The sequence below is a fragment of the Ideonella alba genome (assembly GCF_018069845.1).
Taxonomy (GTDB): domain Bacteria; phylum Pseudomonadota; class Gammaproteobacteria; order Burkholderiales; family Burkholderiaceae_C; genus Ideonella; species Ideonella alba.
In genome coordinates, this window is sequence record NZ_JAGQDD010000014.1 from 37,069 (window position 1) to 58,339 (window position 21,271).

The following is a 21,271-nucleotide window of genomic DNA, read 5'->3' on the forward strand; positions in this document are numbered from 1 at the left end:
GACGGAGATGACCAACAGCACCCGAGGCCACTGCCTGTGCGGCGCCGTGCAACTGCAGGCCATGCTGCCGGCGCGCTGGGTGGCCCATTGCCACTGCACGATGTGCCAACGCGCGCACGGTGCCGGCGTGGTCACCTGGGCCGGCTTCGATGAGGCGGCGGTGCAGGTGGACGATGCGCAGGGTCAGCTGCGCTGGTATGCCTCCAGCCCCGAGGCGCGCCGCGCTCACTGCGGCCGTTGCGGCACGCCCATGCTGTTCGCCTCCAGCCGCTGGCCGGGCGAGCTGCATCTGGCACGTGCGCTGCTGGACGAGGCGCTGACCCAGCCGCCCACGGCCCATGTGTTCCATGACACCCATGTCGACTGGCTGGTGCTGGGCGATACGCTGCCGCGCCATGCGGCCACCGACAGCGACTGAGCACTACACTGGCCGCTCCACCGATGGAGGTCCGACGATGAAGCCGAGGCTGGTATCCGTGCTGCTGGCTGCCCTGCTGGGTACGATGAGCAGCGGCCCTGTCGCCGCCCAGACCTCCGAGCCCGCCTGGACCGTCGCCGGCCGCCAGGGTCTGGTGCGCCAGGTGATCGTGCCCACGGCGCTGGCCAAGGACGAAGCCGCCTACCAGCGCCAGATCGCCCAGCTGTGCGGGGCCGACGAGACCTGCTTCCTGAACTTCTACACCAACAGCACCGGCGCCGAGGTGGCGCTGCCGCTGCCCGACGCCATCGCCAACGAGGCCACCGCCACCTGGCGCCGCTCGATGAAGAACGGCGCGCGGCTGTTCACCTGGAGCTGTCGGCTGCAGGTCCCGGACCGGCCCTGTTTCTGAACGGGCGCCCGGTGCACATCGCCCGCCTCGCCGACCCTGCCGACGTGCGCTGGCTGGCCTTGCGCCGTGCGCTGTGGGATGACAGCCGCGTGGATGAGCACCTGGCCGAGATGGCCCAGCAGTGCGCCGACGCGGCACGCTACGCGAGCTTCCTGGCCTGTGCCGAGGACGGCACGGCGCTGGGCATGGCCGAGGCGGCGCTGCGCCATGACTACGTCAACGGCACCGACAGCAGCCCGGTGCTGTTCCTGGAGGGCCTGTATGTGGCGCCTGCCGCGCGCCGCCAGGGCCTCGCACGGGCCCTGGTGGCCGCGGCGGCCGACTGGGGCCGGGCACGCGGCTGCACCGAAATGGCCTCGGACACACCGCTGGACAACACATTGAGCCAGACGGTGCACGCCCGCCTGGGCTTCACCGAGACCGAGCGCCTGGTGTGCTTCGCGATGTCGCTGAACGCGCCGGGCTGATCAGGCCTTGTCGGCCGCGCTGGTGAAGCTGTCGGCGAAGAACTGCTCGGCGGGCAACCCGCAGCGCCCAATGAAGTCGCGTTGCGCGGCGTCCACCATCGCCGGCAGGCCGCAGGCGTAGACCTGGTGGCCGCTCAGGTCCGGGTGGTCCGCCATCACCGCCTGGTGGACCAGGCCGGTGCGGCCGCGCCAGTCGTCCTCAGGACGCGCCTCCGACAGCACCGGCACATAGCGCAGGCTGGGCATCTGCGCGGCCTGCGCCTCGGCCCAGTCGTGCAGGTACAGGTCTCGCCGGCTGCGGCAGCCCCAGTACAGCGTGGCGGGGCGGGTGATGCCCTGCTGCTGCAGGCGCTCGATCAGCGCCTTGATCGGCGCCAGCCCGGTGCCCGAGGCCAGCAGGATGATCGGCGCGGCCGAGTCCTCGCGCAGGAAAAAGCTGCCAAACGGGCCCTCCATGCGCACGATGTCCTTCTCCTTCATCGTGCTGAACACCTGGTCGGTGAACAGACCGCCGGGCAGGTGGCGCAGGTGCAGCTCGATGCTGGGCGGCGTGCCCAGGTTGTGCGGCGCGTTGGCCATGGAGTAGGCGCGGCGGCTGCCGTCACGCAGGATGAACTCAATGTACTGGCCCGCGTGGTAGCTGAAGGCCTGGTTGGCCGGCAGCTGCACCCGCAGGCGCATCACATCGGGGGCGAGCCTGTCCATCGCCAGCACGCGGCCGGGCAGCTTGACCACCGGGTGCTCGCCGGCGCCGGTGACGCTGCGGGCTTCCACCACGCAGTCGGTCTGCGGCGTGGCGCAACAGGTCAGCACCAGACCTTGCTGCTCCTCGGCGGCGCTCAGCGCCTTCTCGGCATGGGCGCCATGGATCACACGGCCTTCCAGCAGGCGCGACTTGCAGGAGCCGCAGGCGCCGTCCTTGCAGCCATAGGGCAGGCCGATGCCGGCGCGGATCGCGGCGTTCAGGATGGGCTCGTCACGCGCCACGTCGAACTGGCGCTCAGAGGGCTTCAGGGTGATGCGAAAGGTCATGATCGGCCGGGCCACTACACTGCCGCGATTGTCCCCGATGCCCCGAAAGACCTGATGCCGCGCACGCTTGACCACCGCCCCTCGCTGCTGATCGTGGGCTGTGGCGATGTGGGCATGCGGGTGCTGCGCGTGCTGGGCCGGCACTGGCGAGTGCTGGCGCTGACCAGCCAGCCCGCGCGCCTGGCCGAGTTGCGTGCCGCGGGCGCGACGCCGCTGCTGGGCGACCTCGACCAGCCCGGCAGCCTCTGGCGCCTGGCCGGCCTGGCCGACGCGGTGCTGCACCTGGCGCCGCCGCCAGGCGCCGGCACCGAGGACCCGCGCACCCGCCACCTGCTGCAGGCCTTGTCGCGCTGCGGCCAGCGGCCGCGGGTGCTCGTCTATGGCAGCACCACCGGCGTCTATGGCGATGCCGGTGGGGCGCTGTTCGACGAAACCCGCCCCGTGGCGCCGGCCACCGACCGCGCCCGTCGCCGCGTGGCCGCCGAGCAGGCGCTGCGCGCGGCGGGCCGGCGCGGCTGGCGGGTGGTGTTGCTACGCATCCCGGGCATCCATGCGCCCGACCGCGCCGGGGGGTCAGCCATCGACCGCGTGCGCCAGGGCCGACCGCTGCTGCGCCCCGAGGACGATGTGTTCACCAACCACATCCACGCCGATGACCTGGCGCGCGCCTGCGTGGCGGCGCTGTGGCGCGGCGGGCCGCAGCGGGCCTACCACGTGACCGATGGCGTGGATTGCTTGATGGGCGAGTGGTACGACCAGGCGGCCGACCTGGCCGGCCTGCCGCGGCTGCCACGCGTCACGCGCGAGGAGATGACGCGCACCGCCTCGCCCATGAGCCTGAGCTTCATGGGCGAATCACGCCGCCTGCGCAATGAGCGCCTGCGGCGTGAGCTGGGGGTGGAACCCCGGCATCTGTTGCCGGGCTGAGGCGCTGGCGCCTCAGTCGGTGATCACCAGCGCGGTGTCGCTGACCCAGCCGGTGGTCACGCCGAAGTCCAGGCGGGCCTGGATCTTCACCGTGTTGGCGCCCGGCTGCAGCGGCACGACCATCGTGATCGAGGGCCGCACCCAGCTGTTGATCGTGGTGCCCACCTGGTAGGGGCAGAAGGCGTCCGTGTTGCCAGCGGTCGGCGCGATGGCCACGTCATTGACCAGCACATCCAGATCCAGCCAGCCGCCGGCGGTGGGGGCCAGCGCGGCACATTCGGCCGAGAAGGTCAGCACCGCGTTGACGGTCCTGGCCTTGTTGTTCTGGACGGTGATCGTGGTGTCCCCGGCGGCGTTCAGGGGCACCAGGGCGGTCGCGGTGGTGAATGAGAAGTTGGTGGCACGGACGGCGTTGGCCAGGATCTTGGCTTCGACAGCGCTGCTCGCGAGGGCCGCCAGGGTGAACAGGCTGGTGGCCAGGAAGCGGGTGTTCATGCGGTTGCTCCTTCGGTGGGTGCCTGGGGGTCAGGCGTTGATGACGGCCCGAAGCTTGCGCCTCGGTGCCGCACCGGCCCATCCCGAAGGTCCAGGGGCGGATTCCCGCTGAAAGTCCGTGTGCGCCCCGGCGCTTACCAGCGCCGTCGGCCCGAGAACGGCGGCTGACCGCGCCAATAGCGGATCATCAGCCAGGCGCCCAGCATGCCGCCCAGGTGGGCGAAGTGGGCCACGCCGGTGAAGCCCATCAGGCCCTGCAGCAGCTCCAGCCCGCCGAAGACCAGCACGAAGGTGCGCTGCTTCATCGGGATGGGGGGAAACAGCGGCATGATCGTGCGGTTCGGGAACAGCATGGCCGAGGCCAGCAGCAGGCCGTACAGACCGCCCGAGATGCCGATCGTCGGGCCCATGCTGCCCGCCAGTGCCGTGATCAGCATCTGCGACAGCGCGGCCGTCAGCACCGATGCGGCGATGAACTGCAGGTAGCGGCGCTGGCCCCACAGGCGCTCGATCTCGGCGCCGAACATGTACATGCCCAGCATGTTGAAGAACAGGTGCAGCATGTCGCCGTGCAGGAAGGCATAGGTCACCACCTGCCAGGGCATGAAGTGGCCGCTGGCCAGCGGCCACAGGCCGAACCAGCCCGTCAGCGCGTAGCCGCCCAGCAGGAACTGCAGGCAGAAGATGGCGGTGCAGGCCAGCATCAGGGCCTTGGTGACGGGAGGCAGGGGTGGCATGGCGTCGGTGTTGCGGCGCTGGTGCCCATGGCCAGACTCGAACTGGCACGCCTTGCGGCGGCGGATTTTGAATCCGCTACGTCTACCGATTTCGTCACATGGGCGCATCGGGCCGGGGCCGGGGCCCCGGTGCTGCGAGGGCGCGATTATGGCACGGGGGGGTGCTGGCCTAGGGGGGAGTGGGCGGGCATCCGTGGGTCATCGGTTGGCAGGCGCTTGGGGCAGGGGCCCGACAGTGGGGCCACCCCTGGGCCCCGGCGCCAGGGGGGGACTTCACCCTTCGCCGCCACCTTGCAGGAGCACCGCCATGACCACCCATGCCTCCCGCCGCCTGGCCCTGTGCCTGGCCGGCTTCGTCTCGGCCACCACGGCGTCCGCCGCCGATGTGTCCGACGCCCACCGCAGCATCAGCAGCGACGGCACGCCCGCACTGGCCAGCAGCAGCACCGCCGCCCCGGCGGCCGGTTTCCGCGGGCGCCTGGCGCCCGGCCTGGCGCCCGACGCCGAGGCCGAATTCCCCGCCGAGCGCTACTCGGCCGCGGAGATGGCCGACTTCGCCGCCCGCTACCGTCCGATGGTGGCTCCGGGCGCGCGCGGCGACGATCATCTGGCACCCGAATCGGTGCTGGGCGCTGACCGCCGTTTTCGCGTCTACCCTTCCGAGTCCGGCTACCCCTACCGCGCGGTGGGCCTGCTGACCTTCAACCAGGGCACCGGCAGCTACACCTGCACCGGCTGGCTGATCAGTGCCGACACGGTGGCCACGGCCGGCCACTGCGTGCACTCCGGCGGCACCGGCGGCGTGTGGTCGAACACCATGCGTTTCTATCCGGGTCGCAACGCCGCCAGCGCGCCCTATGGCTCGTGCACCGCCAAGCGCCTGAGCTCGGTGGCCGGCTGGACCAAGAACGCCGATGAGAACTACGACTACGGCTCGGTCAAGCTCAACTGCACCGTGGGCAACACCACCGGCTGGCTGGGGCGCTGGTGGACCACCGGCAGCCAGGCCAACCTGCCGATCGCGATCGTCGGCTACCCGGGCGACAAGCCCAGCGCCACGCAATGGGGCGGCGCCGGCCGGATCGTGGCGTCCGAGTCGCGCAAGACCCGCTACTTCCTGGACACCGCCGGCGGCCAGAGCGGCGCCCCGGTGATCCAGGCCGACGGCACCGGCCCGGGCGGCTGCGAGGGCGACTGCGGCATTGCCATCCATGCCTACGGCGCTGACAGCCTGGGCCGCAACAGCGCCACCCGCATCACCGAAGCCGTCAACACCAACCTGCAGAACTGGATCAACACGCCCTGACAAGCGACCCCCGGCGGGCGAGGTGCTCAGGGGCGACGTGATAATCGGCCACCGTCGCGCCTGATCGCCCCGCCATGCCCACCTACCTGACCCTGGAAGACGCCATCGGCCGCACGCCGCTGGTGCGCCTGCAGCGCCTGCCCGGCGCCGAGATCGCCGCGCGCGGCAATGTCATCCTGGGCAAGCTCGAGGGCAACAACCCGGCCGGCTCGGTCAAGGACCGGCCGGCGATCAACATGATCCGCCAGGCCGAGGCGCGCGGCGAGATCCGCCCCGGCGACACGCTGATCGAAGCCACCTCGGGCAACACCGGCATCGCCTTGGCGATGGCCGCGGCGATCAAGGGCTACCGCATGGTGCTGATCATGCCGGAGGACCTGTCGATCGAACGCGCCCAGACGATGAAGGCCTTCGGCGCCGAGCTGATCCTGACGCCCAAGTCCGGCGGCATGGAGCTGGCCCGCGACCTGGCCGAGCAGATGCAGCAGGCCGGCAAGGGCCGCATGCTCGACCAGTTCGCCAACGCCGACAACCCGGCGGTGCACTACGACACCACCGGCCCCGAGATCTGGGCCGACACCGACGGCCAGATCACCCACTTCGTCAGCGCGATGGGCACCACCGGCACGATCACCGGCGTCTCGCGCTTCCTGAAAGAGAAGAACCCGGCGGTGCGCATCGTGGGTGCACAGCCGTCCGAAGGGTCGCGCATCCCCGGCATCCGCAAGTGGCCCGAGGCCTACCTGCCGAAGATCTACGACCCGACCGCGGTGGACGAGCTGGTCTACGTCAGCCAGTCCGATGCCGAGGACATGGCGCGCCGCCTGGCCGCGGAAGAGGGCTTGTTCGCGGGCATTTCGGCGGCCGGCGCCTGCTGGGTGGCGCTGCAGCTGGCGCGCACGCTGGAGAACGCGACCATCGTCTTCATCGTCTGCGACCGTGGCGACCGCTACCTCTCGACCGGCGTGTTTCCCGCATGAGCGAGCCCTGGCGCTTCTGCCCGCAGTGCGCCGCGCCGCTGGCGCTGCGCCTGGCCGACGAGGACGGCGGACCGAAGGAGCGCCTGCGCTGCACCGCCTGCGACTTCACGCACTGGAACAACCCCACGCCGGTGCTCGCGGCGGTGGTGGAATGCACCGACCGCGGCGGCCGCATCCTGCTGGCGCGCAACGCCGCCTGGAGCGGGCGCATGTTCGCGCTGATCACCGGCTTCATGGAGGCGGGTGAAAGCGCCGAGGAAGGCATTGCCCGCGAGGTGGCGGAAGAGACCGCGCTGACGGTGGACCGCGTCGAGCTGATCGGCGTCTGGGACTTCCAGCGCATGAACCAGGTGATCATCGCGTTTCATGTGCAGGCGCACGGCGAAATCCGGCTGTCGCCCGAATTGGCCGAGTACAAGCTGTTCGCACCCCAGGACGTGGTCTGCTGGCCGGCCGGCACCGGCCACGCGATGGCCCAGTGGCTGCGCGGGCGGGGCCTCGAGCCGCGCTATTTCCAGCCCGGCGAACAGCCGGCGCGTTGAGGCCTAGAATCAGCGCTACAGGAGTGACACCCGCCATGGACGCCCAGAAGGAAATCGACACCCGCGGTCTGAACTGCCCGCTGCCCATCCTGAAAGCCAAGAAGGCGCTGTCCGAGATGTCCAGCGGCGACCTGCTGAAGGTGGTGGCCACCGACCCCGGGTCGATGCGCGACTTCCAGGCCTTCGCGCGCCAGACCGGCAACGAACTGGTCGAGCAGACCGCGCAGGGCGAGGAATTCATCCACCTGCTGCGGCGTCGCTGAGCGGCCACCGCCCCCAAGAACACCAAGGGCCTGCGCGTGCAGGCCCTTTGTCATGGTGGGGGGCGGATCAGAGCGACAGCGCCTTCAGGTAGGCGCGGAAGCCCGGGCCCAGCTGCGGGTGCGCCAGCGCCAGCTCGACATTGGCCTCCAGGAAGCCTTCCTTGCTGCCGCAGTCGTAGCGGCGGCCTTCATAGCGGTAGGCGAACACCTTCTCGCGGCGCATCAGCGCGGCGATGCCGTCGGTCAGCTGGATCTCGCCGCCCACGCCCCGCGGCAGGTTGGCGATCTCGCGGAAGATGCCCGGCGTCAGGATGTAGCGGCCGGCCACGCCCAGGCGCGAGGGGGCGTTCTCGGGGGCCGGCTTCTCGACGATGTGGGTCAGGTCCATCAGCCGCTCGTTGATGGGCGTGCCGGCGGCGATGCCGTAGCGGCGGGTGTGCTCGGCCGGCACTTCCTGCACCGCCAGGATCGAGGCCTGCCACTCGGCGAACTGGTCGACCATCTGCTTCATGATCGAGGGCTCGCCCACCATCAGGTCGTCGGCCAGCAGCACCGCGAAGGGCTCATTGACCACCACCGACTGCGCACACAGCACCGCGTGGCCCAGGCCCAGGGCCTTGGGCTGGCGGATGTAGATGCACTCCATGTCGTCCGGCTTGATCGAGTGCACCAGCGCCAGCAGTTCGCGCTTGTTGCCCGCTTCCAGTTCGTGCTCCAGCTCGAAGGCGGTGTCGAAGTGGTCCGGGATGGCGCGCTTGTTGCGGCCATTGACGAAGATCATCTGCCGGATGCCGGCCGAATAGGCTTCTTCCACCGCGTACTGGATCAGCGGCTTGTCGACCACTGGCAGCATTTCCTTGGGGTTGGCCTTGGTGGCCGGCAGGAAACGCGTGCCCAGACCGGCGACGGGAAAGACGGCTTTGTTGACGCGCATGGGTGCAGTGGGGGAGAGCAGGGAGGTCATGGCATTCTTGCATGCAGGATTCGCGCCCAGCGTGACAGAACGCGGACGAACACCCCCCAGACTGCCCCCCGTTGAGGTGACGCTGGCGCTGGCTCAGGCCGCCGGCAGCTTGGTCAGTTGCTCGCGCAGACGGGCCAGGGTCTGGCCGAAATCGGCCAGGCGCTGGCGTTCCTGGGTCACCACCGCCTCCGGAGCGCGGGCGACGAAGCTCTCGTTGCCCAGCTTGGCCTCGGCCTTGGTGATCTCGCCCTCCAGCCGGGCGATCTCCTTGCCCAGGCGGGCCCGCTCGGCCGCGACATCGATTTCCACCTTCAGCGCCATCCGCGCCGCGCCCTGCACCGCCACCGGCGCGGCGGCGCTGGCCTCGGCGAAGGCGGCGTCGTCCAGCAACTGCACGTCGGCCAGCTTGGCCAGGGCCTTGAGCACCGGCGCGGCCTGGCCGAAGAACTCGGCATCGCCATTGACCAGCAGCGGCACCCGCTCGGCCGGCGACAGGCCCATCTCGCCGCGCAGCGAGCGGCAGGTCCCCACCAGGGTCTTCAGGCGCGCCATCCAGGCATCGGCCGCCGCATCGATGCGCTCGGGCTGGGCCACCGGGTAGGCAGCGCTGGCCACGGTGTCGGCGCTCTTGCGGCCGGCCACCGGCGCCACCACGTCCCAGAGCTCGGCGGTGATGAAGGGCGCCACCGGGTGCAGCAGGCGCAGCACGGTCTCCAGCGTGCGGATCAGCGTGCGGCGGGTGGCGCGCTGTTCGGCCTCGCTGCCGTTCTGGATCTGCACCTTGGCGATCTCCAGGTACCAGTCGCAGAACTCGTCCCAGACGAACTGGTAGATCGCGTTGGCCACGTTGTCCAGCCGGTACTCGGCGAAGCCCTGGGCCACCGCAGCTTCGACCCGCTGCAGCTCGCTGCTGATCCAGCGGTCGGCGGCGCTGAAGCGCATGTAGCCGTGGGCCTTGCCGCCGGGTTCGCACTCGGCCTTGGTGTGCTCCATCAGCCCGCAGTCATGGCCTTCGCAGTTCATCAGCACGAACTTGCTGGCGTTCCATAGCTTGTTGCAGAAGTTGCGGTAGCCCTCGCAGCGCTTGCTGTCGAAGTTGACGCTGCGACCCAGCGTGGCCATGGCGGCGAAGGTGAAGCGCAGCGCATCGGCGCCGTAGCCGGGGATGCCCTCGGGGAACTCCTTCTCGGTGGCCTTGCGCACCTTGGGCGCGGTCTCGGGCTTGCGCAGGCCCTGGGTGCGCTTGTCCAGCAGCGCGGGCAGGTCGATGCCGTCGATCAGGTCCACCGGGTCGAGCACATTGCCCTCGGACTTGCTCATCTTCTTGCCGTGCGCGTCCAGCACCAGGCCGTGGATGTAGACGTGGCGGAACGGCACCTGCCCGGTGAAGTGCCTGGTCATCATGATCATCCGGGCGACCCAGAAGAAGATGATGTCGTAGCCGGTGACCAGCACGCTGCTGGGCAGGAACAGGTCCTGCTCAACGGTCCTGGCCGGCCAGCCGAGGGTGGAGAAGGGCACCAGCGCGCTGGAGTACCAGGTGTCGAGCACGTCCTCGTCGCGGGTGAGCGCGCCGCTGTAGCCGGCGGCCGTGGCCTTCGCGCGGGCTTCCTCCTCGCTGCGCGCCACGAACAGCTCGCCGCCCGCGCCGTACCAGGCCGGGATCTGGTGGCCCCACCACAGCTGGCGGCTGATGCACCAGTCCTGGATGTTCTTCATCCACTGGTTGTAGGTGTTGACCCAGTTCTCGGGGACGAAGGTCACATCGCCGCATTCAACGGCCTCGATCGCCTCCTCGGCGATGCTCTTGCCGTTGGCGCCGGCCTTGGTCATGGCGACGAACCACTGGTCGGTCAGCATCGGCTCGATCACCTGGCCGGTGCGGGCGCAGCGCGGCACCATCAGCTTGTGCTTCTTGACCTCGACCAGCAGGCCCTCGGCCTCGAGCTGGGCGACGATGGCCTTGCGCGCGGCGAAGCGGTCCTGGCCGATGTAGGCGGCCGGGATGTCGGTGGCTTCATGGGCGCTGACCTGGGCGGCCAGGTCGAAGATGGTCAGCATCGGCAGGCCATGGCGCAGGCCCACCTGGTAGTCGTTCTGGTCGTGCGCGGGCGTGACCTTGACCACGCCGGTGCCGAAGGCCTTGTCCACGTAGGCGTCGGCGATCACCGGCACCCGGCGGCCGGTGATCGGCAGCTTGACTTGCTTGCCGATCAGGTGGGTGTAGCGCTCGTCCTCGGGGTGGACCATCACCGCGGTGTCGCCCAGCATCGTTTCCGGCCGGGTGGTGGCCACCACCAGCGACTCGTCGCTGCCCTCGATGGGGTAGCGGATGTGCCACAGCGAGCCGTCTTCCTCCTCGCTCTCGACCTCGAGGTCGGACACCGCGGACTTGAGCACCGGGTCCCAGCTGACCAGGCGCTTGCCGCGGTAGATCAGGCCTTCCTCGTAGAGGCGCACGAAGGTCTCGGTGACCACGCTGGACAGCTTCTCGTCCATCGTGAAGTACTCGTGCTCCCAGCTCACCGAGTCGCCCATGCGGCGCATCTGGCGGGTGATGGTGGAGCCTGACTGCTCCTTCCATTCCCACACCTGGGCGACGAAGTTCTTGCGGCCCAGGTCATGGCGGCTGAGCTTTTTCTCCTGCAGCTGGCGCTCCACCACGATCTGGGTGGCGATGCCGGCATGGTCGGTGCCCGGCACCCACAGGGTGTTGAAGCCCCTCATGCGGTGGTAGCGTGTCAACGAGTCCATGATGGTCTGGTTGAACGCATGGCCCATGTGCAGCGTGCCGGTCACGTTGGGCGGCGGCAGCTGGATGCAGAACGAAGGACGCGACGCGTCCAGCGTCGGCCGGTAGACGCCGCTTTGCTCCCACAGCGGGGCCCATCGGGCTTCGATGTCTCGGGGTTCGAAGGACTTGGCGAGTTCGGTCATGGCGGGGGACACTGGAAGCGGACGGTGGCCACGGCAACGCCTGGACACCATTTGGATGTCAACGCAGGGGCCACGCGGGGAGTTGCTGGGATTGTAGGCGGTGGTCGCCCAGGCACAGGAGATGCAGATGAGGATGAACGAGCTGTGGCGCCGGGGTCGCGCCGGTCTGGGGGCTGCCGCGGCGGGCCTGGTGCTGGCAGCCTGTGGCGGCGGGGGGGGCGGCGATGGCGGCCCGCCGCCGCCGCTGAGCTGCTCGGTGACCGACCAGAAGATCTGGCTGGCCGATTACATGTCCGACTGGTACTTCTGGTACGCGATCAGTCCGCGCCCCGACCCGGCCAGCTACGCCAGCGTCGAATCCCTGTTCGATGCGCTGCTGTTCCCCGGCAACGCCACCTTCCCGGCCGACCGCTGGAGCTACGCCACGCCGACGGTCGACTACCAGCGCTTCTTCGGCGACGGCCAGACCCTGGGCTTCGGCGTGATGGTGGCGGGCCTGGAGGTGTCTGGCCACCCCGACTGGCCGCTGTATGTGCGCTACATCGAACCCGGCTCGCCGGCCGCCAGCGCCGGCGTGCTGCGTGGCGATGAGATCCTGCGTATCAACGGCCGGGCGGTGTCCGATCTGATCGCCGCCAACGACTTCTCGGCGCTGTCCGCCACCGCCACGGGCCAGTCGCTGACGATGCTGCTGGACAACGGTGTGTCGCAGCGCACCGTCACGCTGACGTCTCGTGTCTATGATCTGGTGCCGGTGACCAACGCCAGCGTGATGAGCACGCCGGGCGGCCGTACGGTCGGCTACCTGCAGCTCAAGGACATGGTCAGCCAGGCCGAGCGTCCCTTCGACACCGCCTTCGCGCAGTTCCGCGCCGCCGGGGTGCAGGACGTGGTGATCGACCTGCGCTACAACGGTGGTGGTCTGGTCTCCACCTCAGGGCGGCTGGCCTCGTATGTGTCGGCGCCGCGCACGGCGGGCCAGACCTACTCGAAGCTGCTCTACAACGACCGTCACGCGTCCAGCAACCAGGTCTTCGCCTTCGGCAATCCGGCCAACGCGCTGGGCCTCTCAAGGGTCTACCTGCTGACCGGGCAGCGCACCTGCTCGGCCAGCGAGCAGCTGATCAATGCGCTGCGCCCCTTCGTGCAGGTGGTCACGGTGGGCGACACCAGCTGCGGCAAGCCGGTCGGCTTCCTGCCGCAGGACGATGGCTGCGGCACCACCTGGAGCGTGGTGAACTTCGAATCGGTCAACTCGCGCAACGAAGGCCGCTACTTCGATGGCTTCGATGCCACCTGCGCGGTGGCCGAGGATTACGGCCAGCCGCTGGGCACCGCCACCGAGCCGCTGCTGGCCACGGCCATGGACCACGCCGACACCGGCGCCTGCCCGGTGGCCCTGGGCGCCAAGGCGCCCGGCCGCGCCCGCGCCCTGGCGCTGCGCCCGCTGGCCGAGCGGCCGCACTGGCTGGAGCCGGGTGACCGGCGCGGCATGATCGGACGCTGATCAGCCCAGGAAATCACGCAGCAGCCCGGCCAGTGCCGTGGGCTGCTCGTGGTGCAGCATGTGCCCGCAGGGCGAGAGTCGCTCGCGGCGCAGCTGTGGCACCACGGCGATGCGCTGGTCGAACTCGGCCAGGCTGTAGCGCTGCCCCCACCACAGCGACAGGTCGGTCAGGTCGCCGTCCACCCACAGCACCGGGGCGCTGATGCGGCGCCACGCCGCCAGCACCTCTTCCACCCGGTAGAGCAGCGGGTTGATGCGCTTGTGCGCCGGGTCGCCCAGGATGTGCCAGCGGCCTGCGGCATCCGGCTGCGCCCACTGGCGCGCCAGCCAGGCCGCCTTGTCCTCGGGCAGGCGCGGGTTGGTCTGGCGCAGGCGCGCGGCCACGGCCTCGGCGCTGTCGTAGCTGCGCAGCGGGGCCGCCTCGGCCAGTTCGTCCAGCCACTTGGCCAGGCGGCGCGGGGCCTCGTCGGGCTCGCTGCGCGGCAGGCCGAAGCCTTCCAGGTTGACCAGGCGGCGGATGCGCGTGGGGCGCACGCCGGCGTAGTGCATCACCACGTTGCCGCCCATGCTGTGGCCCAGCAGGTCGATCGGTTGCGCGCGGGCGTCCAGGCCGTCGAGTCGGCCGTCCAGCAGCGCGTCCAGGTCGGCCAGGTAGTCGGGGAACCAGTAGTGGTCGGTGGGCGGCACGCGGGTGTGGCCGTAGCCGCGCCAGTCCAGCGCCAGCACCCAGCGCGTCTGGCCCTCCAGTGCGGCGAGCGCGTCGACCATGAACTGGAACGAGGCGCCGACATCCATGTAGCCGTGGCACAGCAGCAGCGGCGGGCGCTCCGGGGTCGCCATCGAGGCATCGCCCCAGACGGTCAGGTGGTAGTCCAGCCCGCGCAGCGGCACGAACAGCGAACGGCCGGCGCGGCGCGGCAGGTAGGCGTCAGTCATGGCCGGATGGTAGGGGCGCTGCGCCGCCCGCGCTGGCGCACGGGTGACAGAATCCCGCGCATGACTGCAAGCCACCACCTGCGCCCGGCGGCGCCTGCCGATGTGCCGGCGATCGTCGGCCTGATCCGTGAACTGGCCGAGTTCGAGCAGCTCTCGCACCTGGTTGAGACCACACCCGAGCGTCTGCACCCGCACCTCTTCGGCGAGCGACCGGTGGCCGAGTGCCTGGTCGCCGAGATGGGCGGCGCGGTGGTGGGCTTCGCGCTGTTCTTCACCAACTTCTCCACCTTCCGCTGCCGGCCGGGCCTGTACCTGGAAGACCTGTATGTGCAGCCCGCGCACCGCCGCGCCGGCATCGGCCGCGCGCTGTTGAAGGCGGTCGGGCGGCTGGCCGCGCAGCGCGGCTGCGGGCGCTTTGAATGGTCGGTGCTGGATTGGAATGCCAACGCGATCGCGATGTACCAGGCCATGGGCGCGACGGTGCTGCCCGACTGGCGCATCTGCCGCGTCAGCGGCGAGGACCTGGCGTCCTGGTGATCAGCCGCGGCCGCGGTCCCAGCGCGGCAGGGTCAGCGTGAAGCAGCTGCCTTGGCCGGGCTCGGAGCGCGCCGTCAGGCGGCCGCCCATCTGTTCAGCATAGCTCTTGCAGATGCTCAGGCCCAGGCCGTGGCCCTTGATGCGGCTGCGCTCCGAGCCCAGGCGGTTGAAGGGCTCGAACAGCTGGGGCAACAGCTCCGCGGCGATGCCGATACCGTTGTCCTCCACCTCGATCCAGGCGTCATGCTCGTCATGGCCGCAGCGCAGGCGCACCGCGCCGCCATGGCGGCCGTACTTGATGGCGTTGGACAGCAGGTTGATCAGGATCTCGCGCACCCGTCGCGCATCGGCGCGCACGCGCGGGGCCTCGCCCACGTCGCTGTCGATGCGCATGTCCAGCGCCTGCGCCTCGGCCCGGTTGAGCGCGACCGCGGCGTGCACCTCGTCGGCCAGCGTCACCGCCACCATGTCGAGCTTCAACTGGCCGCTCTCGGCGCGGTTGATGTCCAGCACTTCCTCGACCAGTCCCAGCAGGTCGGCGCCGGCGGCGCGGATGTGCGCCAGGTAGGGGCGGTGTTCGGCCGGCAGGTGGTCCAGGTCGGCCATCAACAACTGGGCGAAGCCCATGATGGCGTTCAGGGGCGTGCGCAGCTCATGGCTCACGCGGGACAGCGTCTGGGCGCGTGCCTGGCTGCGCGTCTCGGCGTCGCGCTGCCGGGACTCCGCCGCCTGGCGGGCCTGCTCGGCCTCGCGGGCCTGCACCTGCGCCGTCAGGTCGATCAGCGAGCAGATCAGCGCCACGCCACGCACCGCGGCCTCTGCGTTGTCGACGCGCCGAAGCACGATGCGCGCCACCCGGGCTCCGCCGTTGCCGGGCTTCAGGGCCTGCTCTTCCAGCGTGGCCTCGCCCTGCGTGCGCGCATGGGCCAGCGCGTTGACCCAGCGCAGGTCGGCGTCACGGCCCTCCAGCAGACGGCGCAGCATCAACGGCGCCCGGGGCAGCGGGCGTGACAAGCCCAGGTAGTCCACCGCGCTGCCGTTGGCCTCGACCACCGTGCCCACGTCGCTGAGCAGCAGCACCGGCACCGGCAGCGCCTCGAAGAGGCTGGCGAACCAGGCCAGGGCCTGCTCGGTGGCCGCCTGCTGCTCACGCAACTCCTCCAGGTGCTGCGACAGTTCACGCTGGTAGCGCTGCACCGTGCCGGGCAGCGTGTCGGGCTCCTGGCTCACCAGGTGCGGGCGCACTGTCACGGCGCGGCCTCGGCAGGCTGGCCGGGCAGCCGGAAATGCGTGACCACCAGGCCGCCGCCCCGGGTCGGGAAGGGCCGCGCATGCATGGCGAACCAGCGCAGCTCGCTCGGGCCGTGGCAGTCGTAGACCTGACGGTACTCGGGCTGCCGGCCGGCCATCACCTCCTGCAGCCCGGTCAGCGTGGCGCGGGCCAGCGGGTGGCCGGAGCGCGCCAGCACCGCCAGGTAGTTGGCGCCCACCGCCACCATCGGTGAATGCTCGCCGCCATTGGCGCGTGCAAAGTCGCTCCAGGCCCGGTTGACACGTCGGATCGTGCCCTGCGGATCAAGCACCGCGATGTGCTCGGGCAGGGAATCGATCAGGTCCTGCAGCAGCGAGGCGTCACGCACCCGGGTGATGTCGATGAAGGTGACCACCGCACGCCGCGGCCGCCCCGGCAGGTGCGAGTAGCCGACCATGCTGGCCATGAAGCGGGTGTCGTGGGGACCGTCGACCATGCGCTCGATCGGCGTGTCCTGGTGCAGCGCCTGGCGCAGGTCGGCGCTCAGGCCCGGGTAGTCGAGCAGCGAGTTGAAGTCTTCGATCGAGCGGCCCAGGTCGCTCTGGCGCAGCCGGAACAGCATCGCCGCTTCCGGCGTGAAGCGCACCAGGCACAGCGCCTGGTCGACGAAGATGGTGGCCAGTCCGGTGGCCTGGGCCATGCCCTCCAGGTCAGCGTTCAGCGCATTCAGCGCATCGAGCTTGGCATTGAACTCGGCGTTGACCGTGTAGAGCTCCTCGTTGACCGATTGCAACTCTTCATTGGTGGACTGCAACTCCTCGTTCGAGGACATCAACTCCTCGTTGGTGGACTGCAGCTCTTCATTGGAGGACTCGAGCGCCTCGATGGTCGCCTGCAGGCTCTGGCGGGTGGCGCTGAGTTCCTGCTCGAGCGCGCTGACGGTGTCGACTGGCCGGGTCTCGACGCCGTCCGCCACCTCGGGCAGCGCGAGCTCCTCGATCGAGACCAGCACGCCGTCCAGCGCATGGCCCGCATCCAGCGGCTGGGCGTGCACCACCAGGCGATGGGCGACGCCGTCGATGTCGAGCTGCACCGGCGCCGAGCGATGCGCCTGCCGATCGGCCTGCACCAGGTGCTGCAGGTGCAGGACCACCGGTCCCAGGCGCTCGGGCAGCATGCGCATCACGTCGAGCGAGCCCTCGCCCTCGGGCATGCGCAGGTAGCGCCGCGTCGGGCCCCAGGCATGGATCAGTTCGCGCTGCGCGGAGATCAGCAGGCTGGCCGGCAGCCAGGCGGACATCAGCTGGTGCAGCCCCTGGTCGATCAGGCTGCGGGCGTGGGACGGCGTGGGGCCGGCATGCTGCGGCCGCGCCACCCGCGCGCTGCTGGCGAAGGCGTCGCGCAGCGCCGAGGCGGTGGCCACCGGGCGCTCCAGGCGGTAGATCTTGTGCAGGCCGTCCAGGGTGGAGAAGTCAGCCTGGATCGGTCCGAGCGACTCGCTCGCCCCCAGGAACAGCGTGCCGCCGGGCAGCAGGGCGTACTGCAGACGGCGCAGCAGGCGCTCCTGCGCCGCGGTCTGGAAATAGATCAGGGTGTTGCGGCAGGCCACCAGGTCCATGCGCGTGAACGGGGCGTCGTCGAGCAGGTTGTGGCGGGCGAACAGCACCAGCTGGCGCAGCTCGGGCCGCACCATCCACAGCTCGCCCTGGCGCACGAAGAAGCGCTCCAGGCGCTCCTGCCCCAGCACCTCGGCGGTGATGGCGGGGTAGCGGCCCTGGGTGGCGATGTCCAGCACCTGCGGATCGACGTCGGTGCCGAACACCTTGATGGAGGCACTCACCCCCAGGCGCTCGGCCGTTTCGACGCAGGCCATCGCCAGCGAGTAGGCCTCCTCGCCCGAGGCGCAGCCGGCACACCACAGCCGGATCGGCTGGCCGCGGCGCTCCAGCAGCAGCGGCTCCAGCACCTGGCGGCTCAGTGCGTCAAAGGCGGACGCATCGCGGAAGAAGCTGGTCACCGGGATCAGCAACTCGCGGCGCAGGCGCTCGCGCTCCTCGCTGGACTTCTCCAGCTGGTCGGCGTAGTCGCTGGCGTTGGCGGCGCGTGTGACCAGCAGGCGGCGCTCCAGCCGGCGCAGCACGGTGGGCAGCTTGTACACGCTGAAGTCGATGCGGCCATGCTCCAGCAGCAGGTCGAAGATGCGCTGCAGTGCCGGGCGCAGCTGGCGCGAGGCCAGCAGGTCGCCCTGGCCCATCCGGGCCGATTCGCCACGCACGATCTCCTGCGCCAGCTCGGCCAGGGCGGCAGGTGGCAGCGCCGCATCGACCGCGGTGCTGGCCATCACGCTGCGCGGCATGCTGTCGAACTTGGCGCTGTCGGGGGCCTGCACCAGCACATAGCCACCAGCGCGGCGCAGTGCGTCGGCGCCCACGCTGCCGTCGGAACCCGAGCCCGACAGCACCACCGCCACCACCCGCTCGGGCGCAGGCTGTGTCAGCGACAACAGGAAGTGATCGATCGGCAGGGCCAGGCCCTGCGCCGGACGGGGTTCGAGGTGCAGGGTGTCGGCGGCCAGCGACATCGACACACCGGGGGGCATCAGGTAGACCTGGTTCGGCGCCAGCGCCATGCCGTCCTGGGCGGTGCACACCGGCAGCGCGGTGTGCCGCGCCAGCAGCTCGGCCATCAGCGACTTGTGGTCCGGGGCCAGGTGCTGGATGACGACGAAGGCGGCGCCCGCCGGGTGCCGAAGCGCGGCGAAGAACTGCTGCAGGGCTTCCAGCCCGCCGGCGGAGGCGCCGATGGCCACCACCCACGGCGGGTGCGGCGGCAGGCTGCTGGGGTCAGGGGAATCGTCCACGGGTGCGAACCGTCAAGGCGAAGGGCACAGGTCAGTGGACGGCATGTTCCCCACAGTGCTTTGCCCAGGTCAAGGTCGGGTGTCAACCTGGCCACACACAATGCGCGCTTGACGGTCAGGACTTCAACGAGCGTTGATCACGGTCAATGTGGCGCGGCCGGGCTGCTCCCGATGGTGGGGGCGCCGGTCGCCGGATAGGCTGGCGCCATGCCCACCCCGATCCCTGATGGCACCGACGCCTGGGCCGCTCTGCACGGCGGCCTGGTCTGGCAGGTGCCCGACCACTTCAACATCGCCCAGGCCTGCTGCACCCGCTGGGCGCGCAGCCATCCGCAGCGCGTGGCCCTGCGCACCGAAGCCGCGGGCCGCAGCGTGCGCCTGACGCGGTTTGGTGAACTGCAGACCCAGGCCGACCGCCTGGCCAGGGCGCTGCGCCGCCTGGGCGTGCGGCGCGGTGACCGCGTGGCGGTGGTAATGCCGCAGCGCATTGAGACCGCGGTGGCCCACATCGCCATCTACCAGCTGGGCGCGGTGGCGATGCCGCTGTCGCAGCTCTTCGGTCCCGAGGCGCTGCTCTACCGCCTGCAGGACAGCGAGGCCGTGGTGGCCGTCGGCGACGCCTCGACGATCGCCGCCCTGCGCGCGGTGCGTGGCGAGTGCCCCGCGCTGCGCCACCTGATCGCGGTCGACACGCCCGCCGGCACGGACATCGACTGGACCGCCGCACTGGCCGCCGAGCAGGCGGGCTTCACCGCCGTGCGCACCCATGCCGACGAGGCCGCGGTGCTGATCTACACCAGCGGCACCACCGGGCCGCCCAAGGGTGCGCTGATCCCGCACCGGGCGCTGATCGGCAACCTCAGCGGCTTTGTCTGCAGCCAGAACCTGCTGCGCAGCGGCAGCGGGCGGCCGCTGCGTCGCGCCCTGGGGCCGGGCGGCTTGCCCGCCGATGCGGTGTTCTGGAGCCCGGCCGACTGGGCCTGGACCGGTGGCCTGATGGACGCGCTGCTGCCCAGCCTGTACTTCGCGATGCCGATCGTCGCCTGCGCTGAACGCTTCGACCCGCAGCGGGCGCTGGCCCTGATGGCGCACCACCGGGTGACCAACACCTTCCTGTTCCCCACCGCGCTCAAGGCGATGATGAAGGCCTGCCCGCGTCCGCGCGAGCAGCATGCGCTGCGGCTGCGGGCGATCATGAGCGCCGGCGAGGCCGTCGGCGACACGGTGTTCCACTGGTGCCGCGAGGCGCTGGGTGTCACCGTCAACGAGATGTTCGGGCAGACCGAGATCAACTACATCGTCGGCAACTGCAGCCAGACGCTGGGCACCGACGGCCACCCGGCACCAGGCTGGCCGGCGCGCCCGGGCAGCATGGGCCGGGCCTATCCCGGCCACCGGGTGGCGGTGATCGATGACGAGGGGCGCGAGTGTCCGCGCGGCACACCCGGTGACGTGGCCGTGCACCGCCGCGATGTGCACGGCCAACCCGATCCGGTGTTCTTCCTGGGCTACTGGAAGCGCGACGAAGCCACCCGCGCCAAATACACCGGCCCGGTGGACGACAGCTGGTGCCGCACTGGCGACACCGCGGTGATGGACGAGGACGGCTACCTCTGGTACCAGGGCCGCAGCGACGATGTCTTCAAGGCCGCCGGCTACCGCATCGGGCCCAGCGAGGTCGAGAACTGCCTGGTGCGCCATCCCGCGGTGGCCAACGCCGCGGTGGTGCCCAAGCCCGACCCCGAGCGCGGCGCGCTGGTCAAGGCCTATGTGGTGCTGGCGCCGGGCTTCACCGGGGGTGAGGCCCTGGTGGCCGAGTTGCAGCAGCACGTGCGCGGCCGCCTGGCGCCCTACGAGTACCCGAAGGAGATCGAGTTCATCGACGCGCTGCCGATGACCACCACCGGCAAGGTCCAGCGCCGCGTGCTGCGGCTGCAGGAAGAGGCGAGGGCGGCTGGCCGGGCCTGAGGGGCCGAGTGCCTCAGGCGCTCAGCGGCCCACCAGCTGGAAGGCCATGTCCTGGCTGCCGTGCAGGTAGAACTTGTCGCCGGTCCAGGCGGTGCAGTAGAAGTCCAGGTGGTCGCCCCCATCGCTCCAGGCCCAGCCCCAGGTGGGCACGCCGCTCTGCCAGGCCAGCACGCTCAGCCAGTAGTTGGTGGCGCCCTTGAGCAGCAGCGGCTGGGGCAGCTTGACCTGGTAGTGGATGCGGTCGCCCTCCACGGTCTGCGTGACCTTGCTGATCGCGAAGCGGTAGGCCTGCACCATGCCGCCCTGGTAGTTGCCGACATCGGGCTGCACCGGCCGGCCGTCGGGGTAGTCGATCGAGGTCCAGAACTCCAGGTGGAAGCTGTCCACCGTGGTGGCCGTGCCCCAGTTGCCCAGGCCGCCCCACCAGTGCACGCTGGTGATTTTGGCGTCCGTCGTCAGGCGGAAGTTGTCCCAGACCTGCTGGTCCCAGTCGCTGCCGTCCACGCCCCACTGGGCCGAGGGCGCCAGGCCACCCGGCACCGACACGACCTGGCGGAACAGCTTGGCGGCCGAGGCCGGACCTGACAGTGCCATGCCCAGGGCGAGGGCGGCGGTGAGGCAGGCGGAGCGAAGCAGCGGGCGCATCGGGGATCCTGTCTATAAATGTGCAATATGGCCATTTTATGGCGAAACGGGGCCGACGGACAAGGCTGGCGCCTCGCTGGGCTGGC

20 protein-coding genes and 1 tRNA gene are annotated in these 21,271 nt (G+C 70.5%); 11 read left to right on the plus strand and 10 right to left on the minus strand.

What is annotated here, in order from left to right; translation table 11 throughout:
• Positions 1-7 precede the first annotated feature (7 nt).
• Genes KAK03_RS16895 through aac(6') form a run of 3 tightly spaced genes read left to right on the plus strand, consistent with a single transcriptional unit; the run spans position 8 to position 1,297 of the window.
• Complete coding sequence (locus KAK03_RS16895) at positions 8-418, plus strand: GFA family protein (protein ID WP_210855506.1); 411 nt, start codon at positions 8-10, stop codon at positions 416-418.
• A gap of 37 nt (positions 419-455) precedes the next feature.
• On the plus strand, positions 456-830 hold the full coding sequence (locus tag KAK03_RS16900; RefSeq protein ID WP_210855508.1) for a hypothetical protein: 375 nt from the start codon (positions 456-458) through the stop codon (positions 828-830).
• A gap of 17 nt (positions 831-847) precedes the next feature.
• Complete coding sequence (gene aac(6'), locus KAK03_RS16905) at positions 848-1,297, plus strand: aminoglycoside 6'-N-acetyltransferase (RefSeq protein WP_375140988.1); 450 nt, start codon at positions 848-850, stop codon at positions 1,295-1,297.
• On the opposite strand, the gene KAK03_RS16910 is transcribed toward aac(6'), so the two are convergent.
• Positions 1,298-2,329, minus strand: a complete 1,032-nt coding sequence (locus tag KAK03_RS16910) for a CDP-6-deoxy-delta-3,4-glucoseen reductase (protein ID WP_247661228.1) — start codon at positions 2,327-2,329, stop codon at positions 1,298-1,300.
• Positions 2,330-2,383: 54 nt separating this feature from the next.
• Between KAK03_RS16910 and KAK03_RS16915 the strand changes: the two genes are divergently transcribed.
• Complete coding sequence (locus KAK03_RS16915) at positions 2,384-3,256, plus strand: NAD-dependent epimerase/dehydratase family protein (protein ID WP_247661229.1); 873 nt, start codon at positions 2,384-2,386, stop codon at positions 3,254-3,256.
• A gap of 12 nt (positions 3,257-3,268) precedes the next feature.
• On the opposite strand, the gene KAK03_RS16920 is transcribed toward KAK03_RS16915, so the two are convergent.
• The 3 genes from KAK03_RS16920 to KAK03_RS16930 all read right to left on the minus strand — a co-directional run bounded on the left by KAK03_RS16920 (position 3,269) and on the right by KAK03_RS16930 (position 4,592).
• Positions 3,269-3,751, minus strand: coding sequence for a hypothetical protein (locus KAK03_RS16920; protein WP_210855516.1), 483 nt, complete (start codon positions 3,749-3,751; stop codon positions 3,269-3,271).
• 134 nt (positions 3,752-3,885) lie between these two features.
• A complete protein-coding gene (locus tag KAK03_RS16925; protein ID WP_210855518.1) occupies positions 3,886-4,488 on the minus strand; it encodes a rhomboid family intramembrane serine protease in 603 nt (200 codons plus the stop codon).
• A gap of 19 nt (positions 4,489-4,507) precedes the next feature.
• A tRNA-Leu gene (locus KAK03_RS16930) sits at positions 4,508-4,592 on the minus strand.
• 203 nt (positions 4,593-4,795) lie between these two features.
• On the opposite strand from KAK03_RS16930, the gene KAK03_RS16935 reads away from it, so the two are divergent.
• From KAK03_RS16935 to KAK03_RS16950, 4 genes are all read left to right on the plus strand, one after another.
• The gene (locus KAK03_RS16935) at positions 4,796-5,794 is read left to right on the plus strand and encodes a trypsin-like serine peptidase (RefSeq protein ID WP_210855520.1); all 999 of its coding nucleotides are present in this window, start codon (positions 4,796-4,798) and stop codon (positions 5,792-5,794) included.
• 74 nt (positions 5,795-5,868) lie between these two features.
• Complete coding sequence (gene cysM / locus KAK03_RS16940; protein ID WP_210855522.1) at positions 5,869-6,774, plus strand: cysteine synthase CysM; 906 nt, start codon at positions 5,869-5,871, stop codon at positions 6,772-6,774.
• A complete protein-coding gene (locus KAK03_RS16945) occupies positions 6,771-7,316 on the plus strand; it encodes an NUDIX hydrolase (protein WP_210855524.1) in 546 nt (181 codons plus the stop codon). Before cysM ends, KAK03_RS16945 begins: the two co-directional genes overlap by 4 nt.
• Positions 7,317-7,351: 35 nt before the next feature.
• Complete coding sequence (locus KAK03_RS16950; protein ID WP_210801477.1) at positions 7,352-7,579, plus strand: sulfurtransferase TusA family protein; 228 nt, start codon at positions 7,352-7,354, stop codon at positions 7,577-7,579.
• 67 nt (positions 7,580-7,646) lie between these two features.
• Here KAK03_RS16950 and galU read toward each other — a convergent pair whose 3' ends face one another.
• Both galU and KAK03_RS16960 read right to left on the minus strand, forming a co-directional pair.
• Positions 7,647-8,513, minus strand: coding sequence for a UTP--glucose-1-phosphate uridylyltransferase GalU (gene galU, locus KAK03_RS16955; RefSeq protein WP_210855526.1), 867 nt, complete (start codon positions 8,511-8,513; stop codon positions 7,647-7,649).
• Positions 8,514-8,636: 123 nt separating this feature from the next.
• Positions 8,637-11,480 carry a valine--tRNA ligase gene (locus KAK03_RS16960; RefSeq protein WP_210855528.1) on the minus strand — a complete coding sequence of 948 codons (2,844 nt, stop codon included), beginning with the start codon at positions 11,478-11,480 and terminating at the stop codon, positions 8,637-8,639.
• A gap of 127 nt (positions 11,481-11,607) precedes the next feature.
• On the opposite strand from KAK03_RS16960, the gene KAK03_RS16965 reads away from it, so the two are divergent.
• Positions 11,608-12,987 (plus strand): S41 family peptidase, encoded by a 1,380-nt coding sequence (locus KAK03_RS16965; protein WP_247661230.1) that lies wholly within the window; start codon positions 11,608-11,610, stop codon positions 12,985-12,987.
• Here the strand turns inward: KAK03_RS16965 and KAK03_RS16970 are convergent, their stop codons facing one another.
• Complete coding sequence (locus KAK03_RS16970) at positions 12,988-13,923, minus strand: alpha/beta fold hydrolase (protein ID WP_210855532.1); 936 nt, start codon at positions 13,921-13,923, stop codon at positions 12,988-12,990. It abuts the gene before it with no gap.
• A gap of 60 nt (positions 13,924-13,983) precedes the next feature.
• Between KAK03_RS16970 and KAK03_RS16975 the strand changes: the two genes are divergently transcribed.
• The gene (locus KAK03_RS16975) at positions 13,984-14,460 is read left to right on the plus strand and encodes a GNAT family N-acetyltransferase (protein ID WP_210855534.1); all 477 of its coding nucleotides are present in this window, start codon (positions 13,984-13,986) and stop codon (positions 14,458-14,460) included.
• On the opposite strand, the gene KAK03_RS25285 is transcribed toward KAK03_RS16975, so the two are convergent.
• Entirely contained in the window at positions 14,461-15,711 is a 1,251-nt protein-coding gene (locus KAK03_RS25285; RefSeq protein ID WP_210855535.1) for a PAS domain-containing sensor histidine kinase, read from the minus strand.
• Positions 15,708-18,572, minus strand: a complete 2,865-nt coding sequence (locus KAK03_RS16985) for a chemotaxis protein CheB (protein ID WP_210855537.1) — start codon at positions 18,570-18,572, stop codon at positions 15,708-15,710. Before KAK03_RS16985 ends, KAK03_RS25285 begins: the two co-directional genes overlap by 4 nt.
• Before the next feature lie 207 nt (positions 18,573-18,779).
• Between KAK03_RS16985 and KAK03_RS16990 the strand changes: the two genes are divergently transcribed.
• Positions 18,780-20,540: an acetate--CoA ligase gene (locus KAK03_RS16990; RefSeq protein ID WP_210855540.1), complete on the plus strand. Its 1,761-nt coding sequence runs from the start codon at positions 18,780-18,782 to the stop codon at positions 20,538-20,540.
• Positions 20,541-20,561: 21 nt separating this feature from the next.
• On the opposite strand, the gene KAK03_RS16995 is transcribed toward KAK03_RS16990, so the two are convergent.
• Positions 20,562-21,185 (minus strand): DUF7901 domain-containing protein, encoded by a 624-nt coding sequence (locus KAK03_RS16995; protein ID WP_210855542.1) that lies wholly within the window; start codon positions 21,183-21,185, stop codon positions 20,562-20,564.
• Between the last annotated feature and the right edge of the window lie 86 nt (positions 21,186-21,271).

What these genes read in the sequence shown, in the direction of transcription:
- KAK03_RS16895 (WP_210855506.1), top strand. Translation starts at nt 8, where the DNA reads ATGACCAACAGCACCCGAGGCCACTGCCTGTGCGGCGCCGTGCAACTG.
- KAK03_RS16900 (WP_210855508.1), top strand. Translation starts at nt 456, where the DNA reads ATGAAGCCGAGGCTGGTATCCGTGCTGCTGGCTGCCCTGCTGGGTACG.
- KAK03_RS16910 (WP_247661228.1), bottom strand. Translation starts at nt 2,329, where the DNA reads ATGACCTTTCGCATCACCCTGAAGCCCTCTGAGCGCCAGTTCGACGTG.
- KAK03_RS16915 (WP_247661229.1), top strand. Translation starts at nt 2,384, where the DNA reads ATGCCGCGCACGCTTGACCACCGCCCCTCGCTGCTGATCGTGGGCTGT.
- KAK03_RS16920 (WP_210855516.1), bottom strand. Translation starts at nt 3,751, where the DNA reads ATGAACACCCGCTTCCTGGCCACCAGCCTGTTCACCCTGGCGGCCCTC.
- KAK03_RS16925 (WP_210855518.1), bottom strand. Translation starts at nt 4,488, where the DNA reads ATGCCACCCCTGCCTCCCGTCACCAAGGCCCTGATGCTGGCCTGCACC.
- KAK03_RS16935 (WP_210855520.1), top strand. Translation starts at nt 4,796, where the DNA reads ATGACCACCCATGCCTCCCGCCGCCTGGCCCTGTGCCTGGCCGGCTTC.
- cysM (WP_210855522.1), top strand. Translation starts at nt 5,869, where the DNA reads ATGCCCACCTACCTGACCCTGGAAGACGCCATCGGCCGCACGCCGCTG.
- KAK03_RS16945 (WP_210855524.1), top strand. Translation starts at nt 6,771, where the DNA reads ATGAGCGAGCCCTGGCGCTTCTGCCCGCAGTGCGCCGCGCCGCTGGCG.
- KAK03_RS16950 (WP_210801477.1), top strand. Translation starts at nt 7,352, where the DNA reads ATGGACGCCCAGAAGGAAATCGACACCCGCGGTCTGAACTGCCCGCTG.
- galU (WP_210855526.1), bottom strand. Translation starts at nt 8,513, where the DNA reads ATGCGCGTCAACAAAGCCGTCTTTCCCGTCGCCGGTCTGGGCACGCGT.
- KAK03_RS16960 (WP_210855528.1), bottom strand. Translation starts at nt 11,480, where the DNA reads ATGACCGAACTCGCCAAGTCCTTCGAACCCCGAGACATCGAAGCCCGA.
- KAK03_RS16965 (WP_247661230.1), top strand. Translation starts at nt 11,608, where the DNA reads ATGAGGATGAACGAGCTGTGGCGCCGGGGTCGCGCCGGTCTGGGGGCT.
- KAK03_RS16970 (WP_210855532.1), bottom strand. Translation starts at nt 13,923, where the DNA reads ATGACTGACGCCTACCTGCCGCGCCGCGCCGGCCGTTCGCTGTTCGTG.
- KAK03_RS16975 (WP_210855534.1), top strand. Translation starts at nt 13,984, where the DNA reads ATGACTGCAAGCCACCACCTGCGCCCGGCGGCGCCTGCCGATGTGCCG.
- KAK03_RS16990 (WP_210855540.1), top strand. Translation starts at nt 18,780, where the DNA reads ATGCCCACCCCGATCCCTGATGGCACCGACGCCTGGGCCGCTCTGCAC.
- KAK03_RS16995 (WP_210855542.1), bottom strand. Translation starts at nt 21,185, where the DNA reads ATGCGCCCGCTGCTTCGCTCCGCCTGCCTCACCGCCGCCCTCGCCCTG.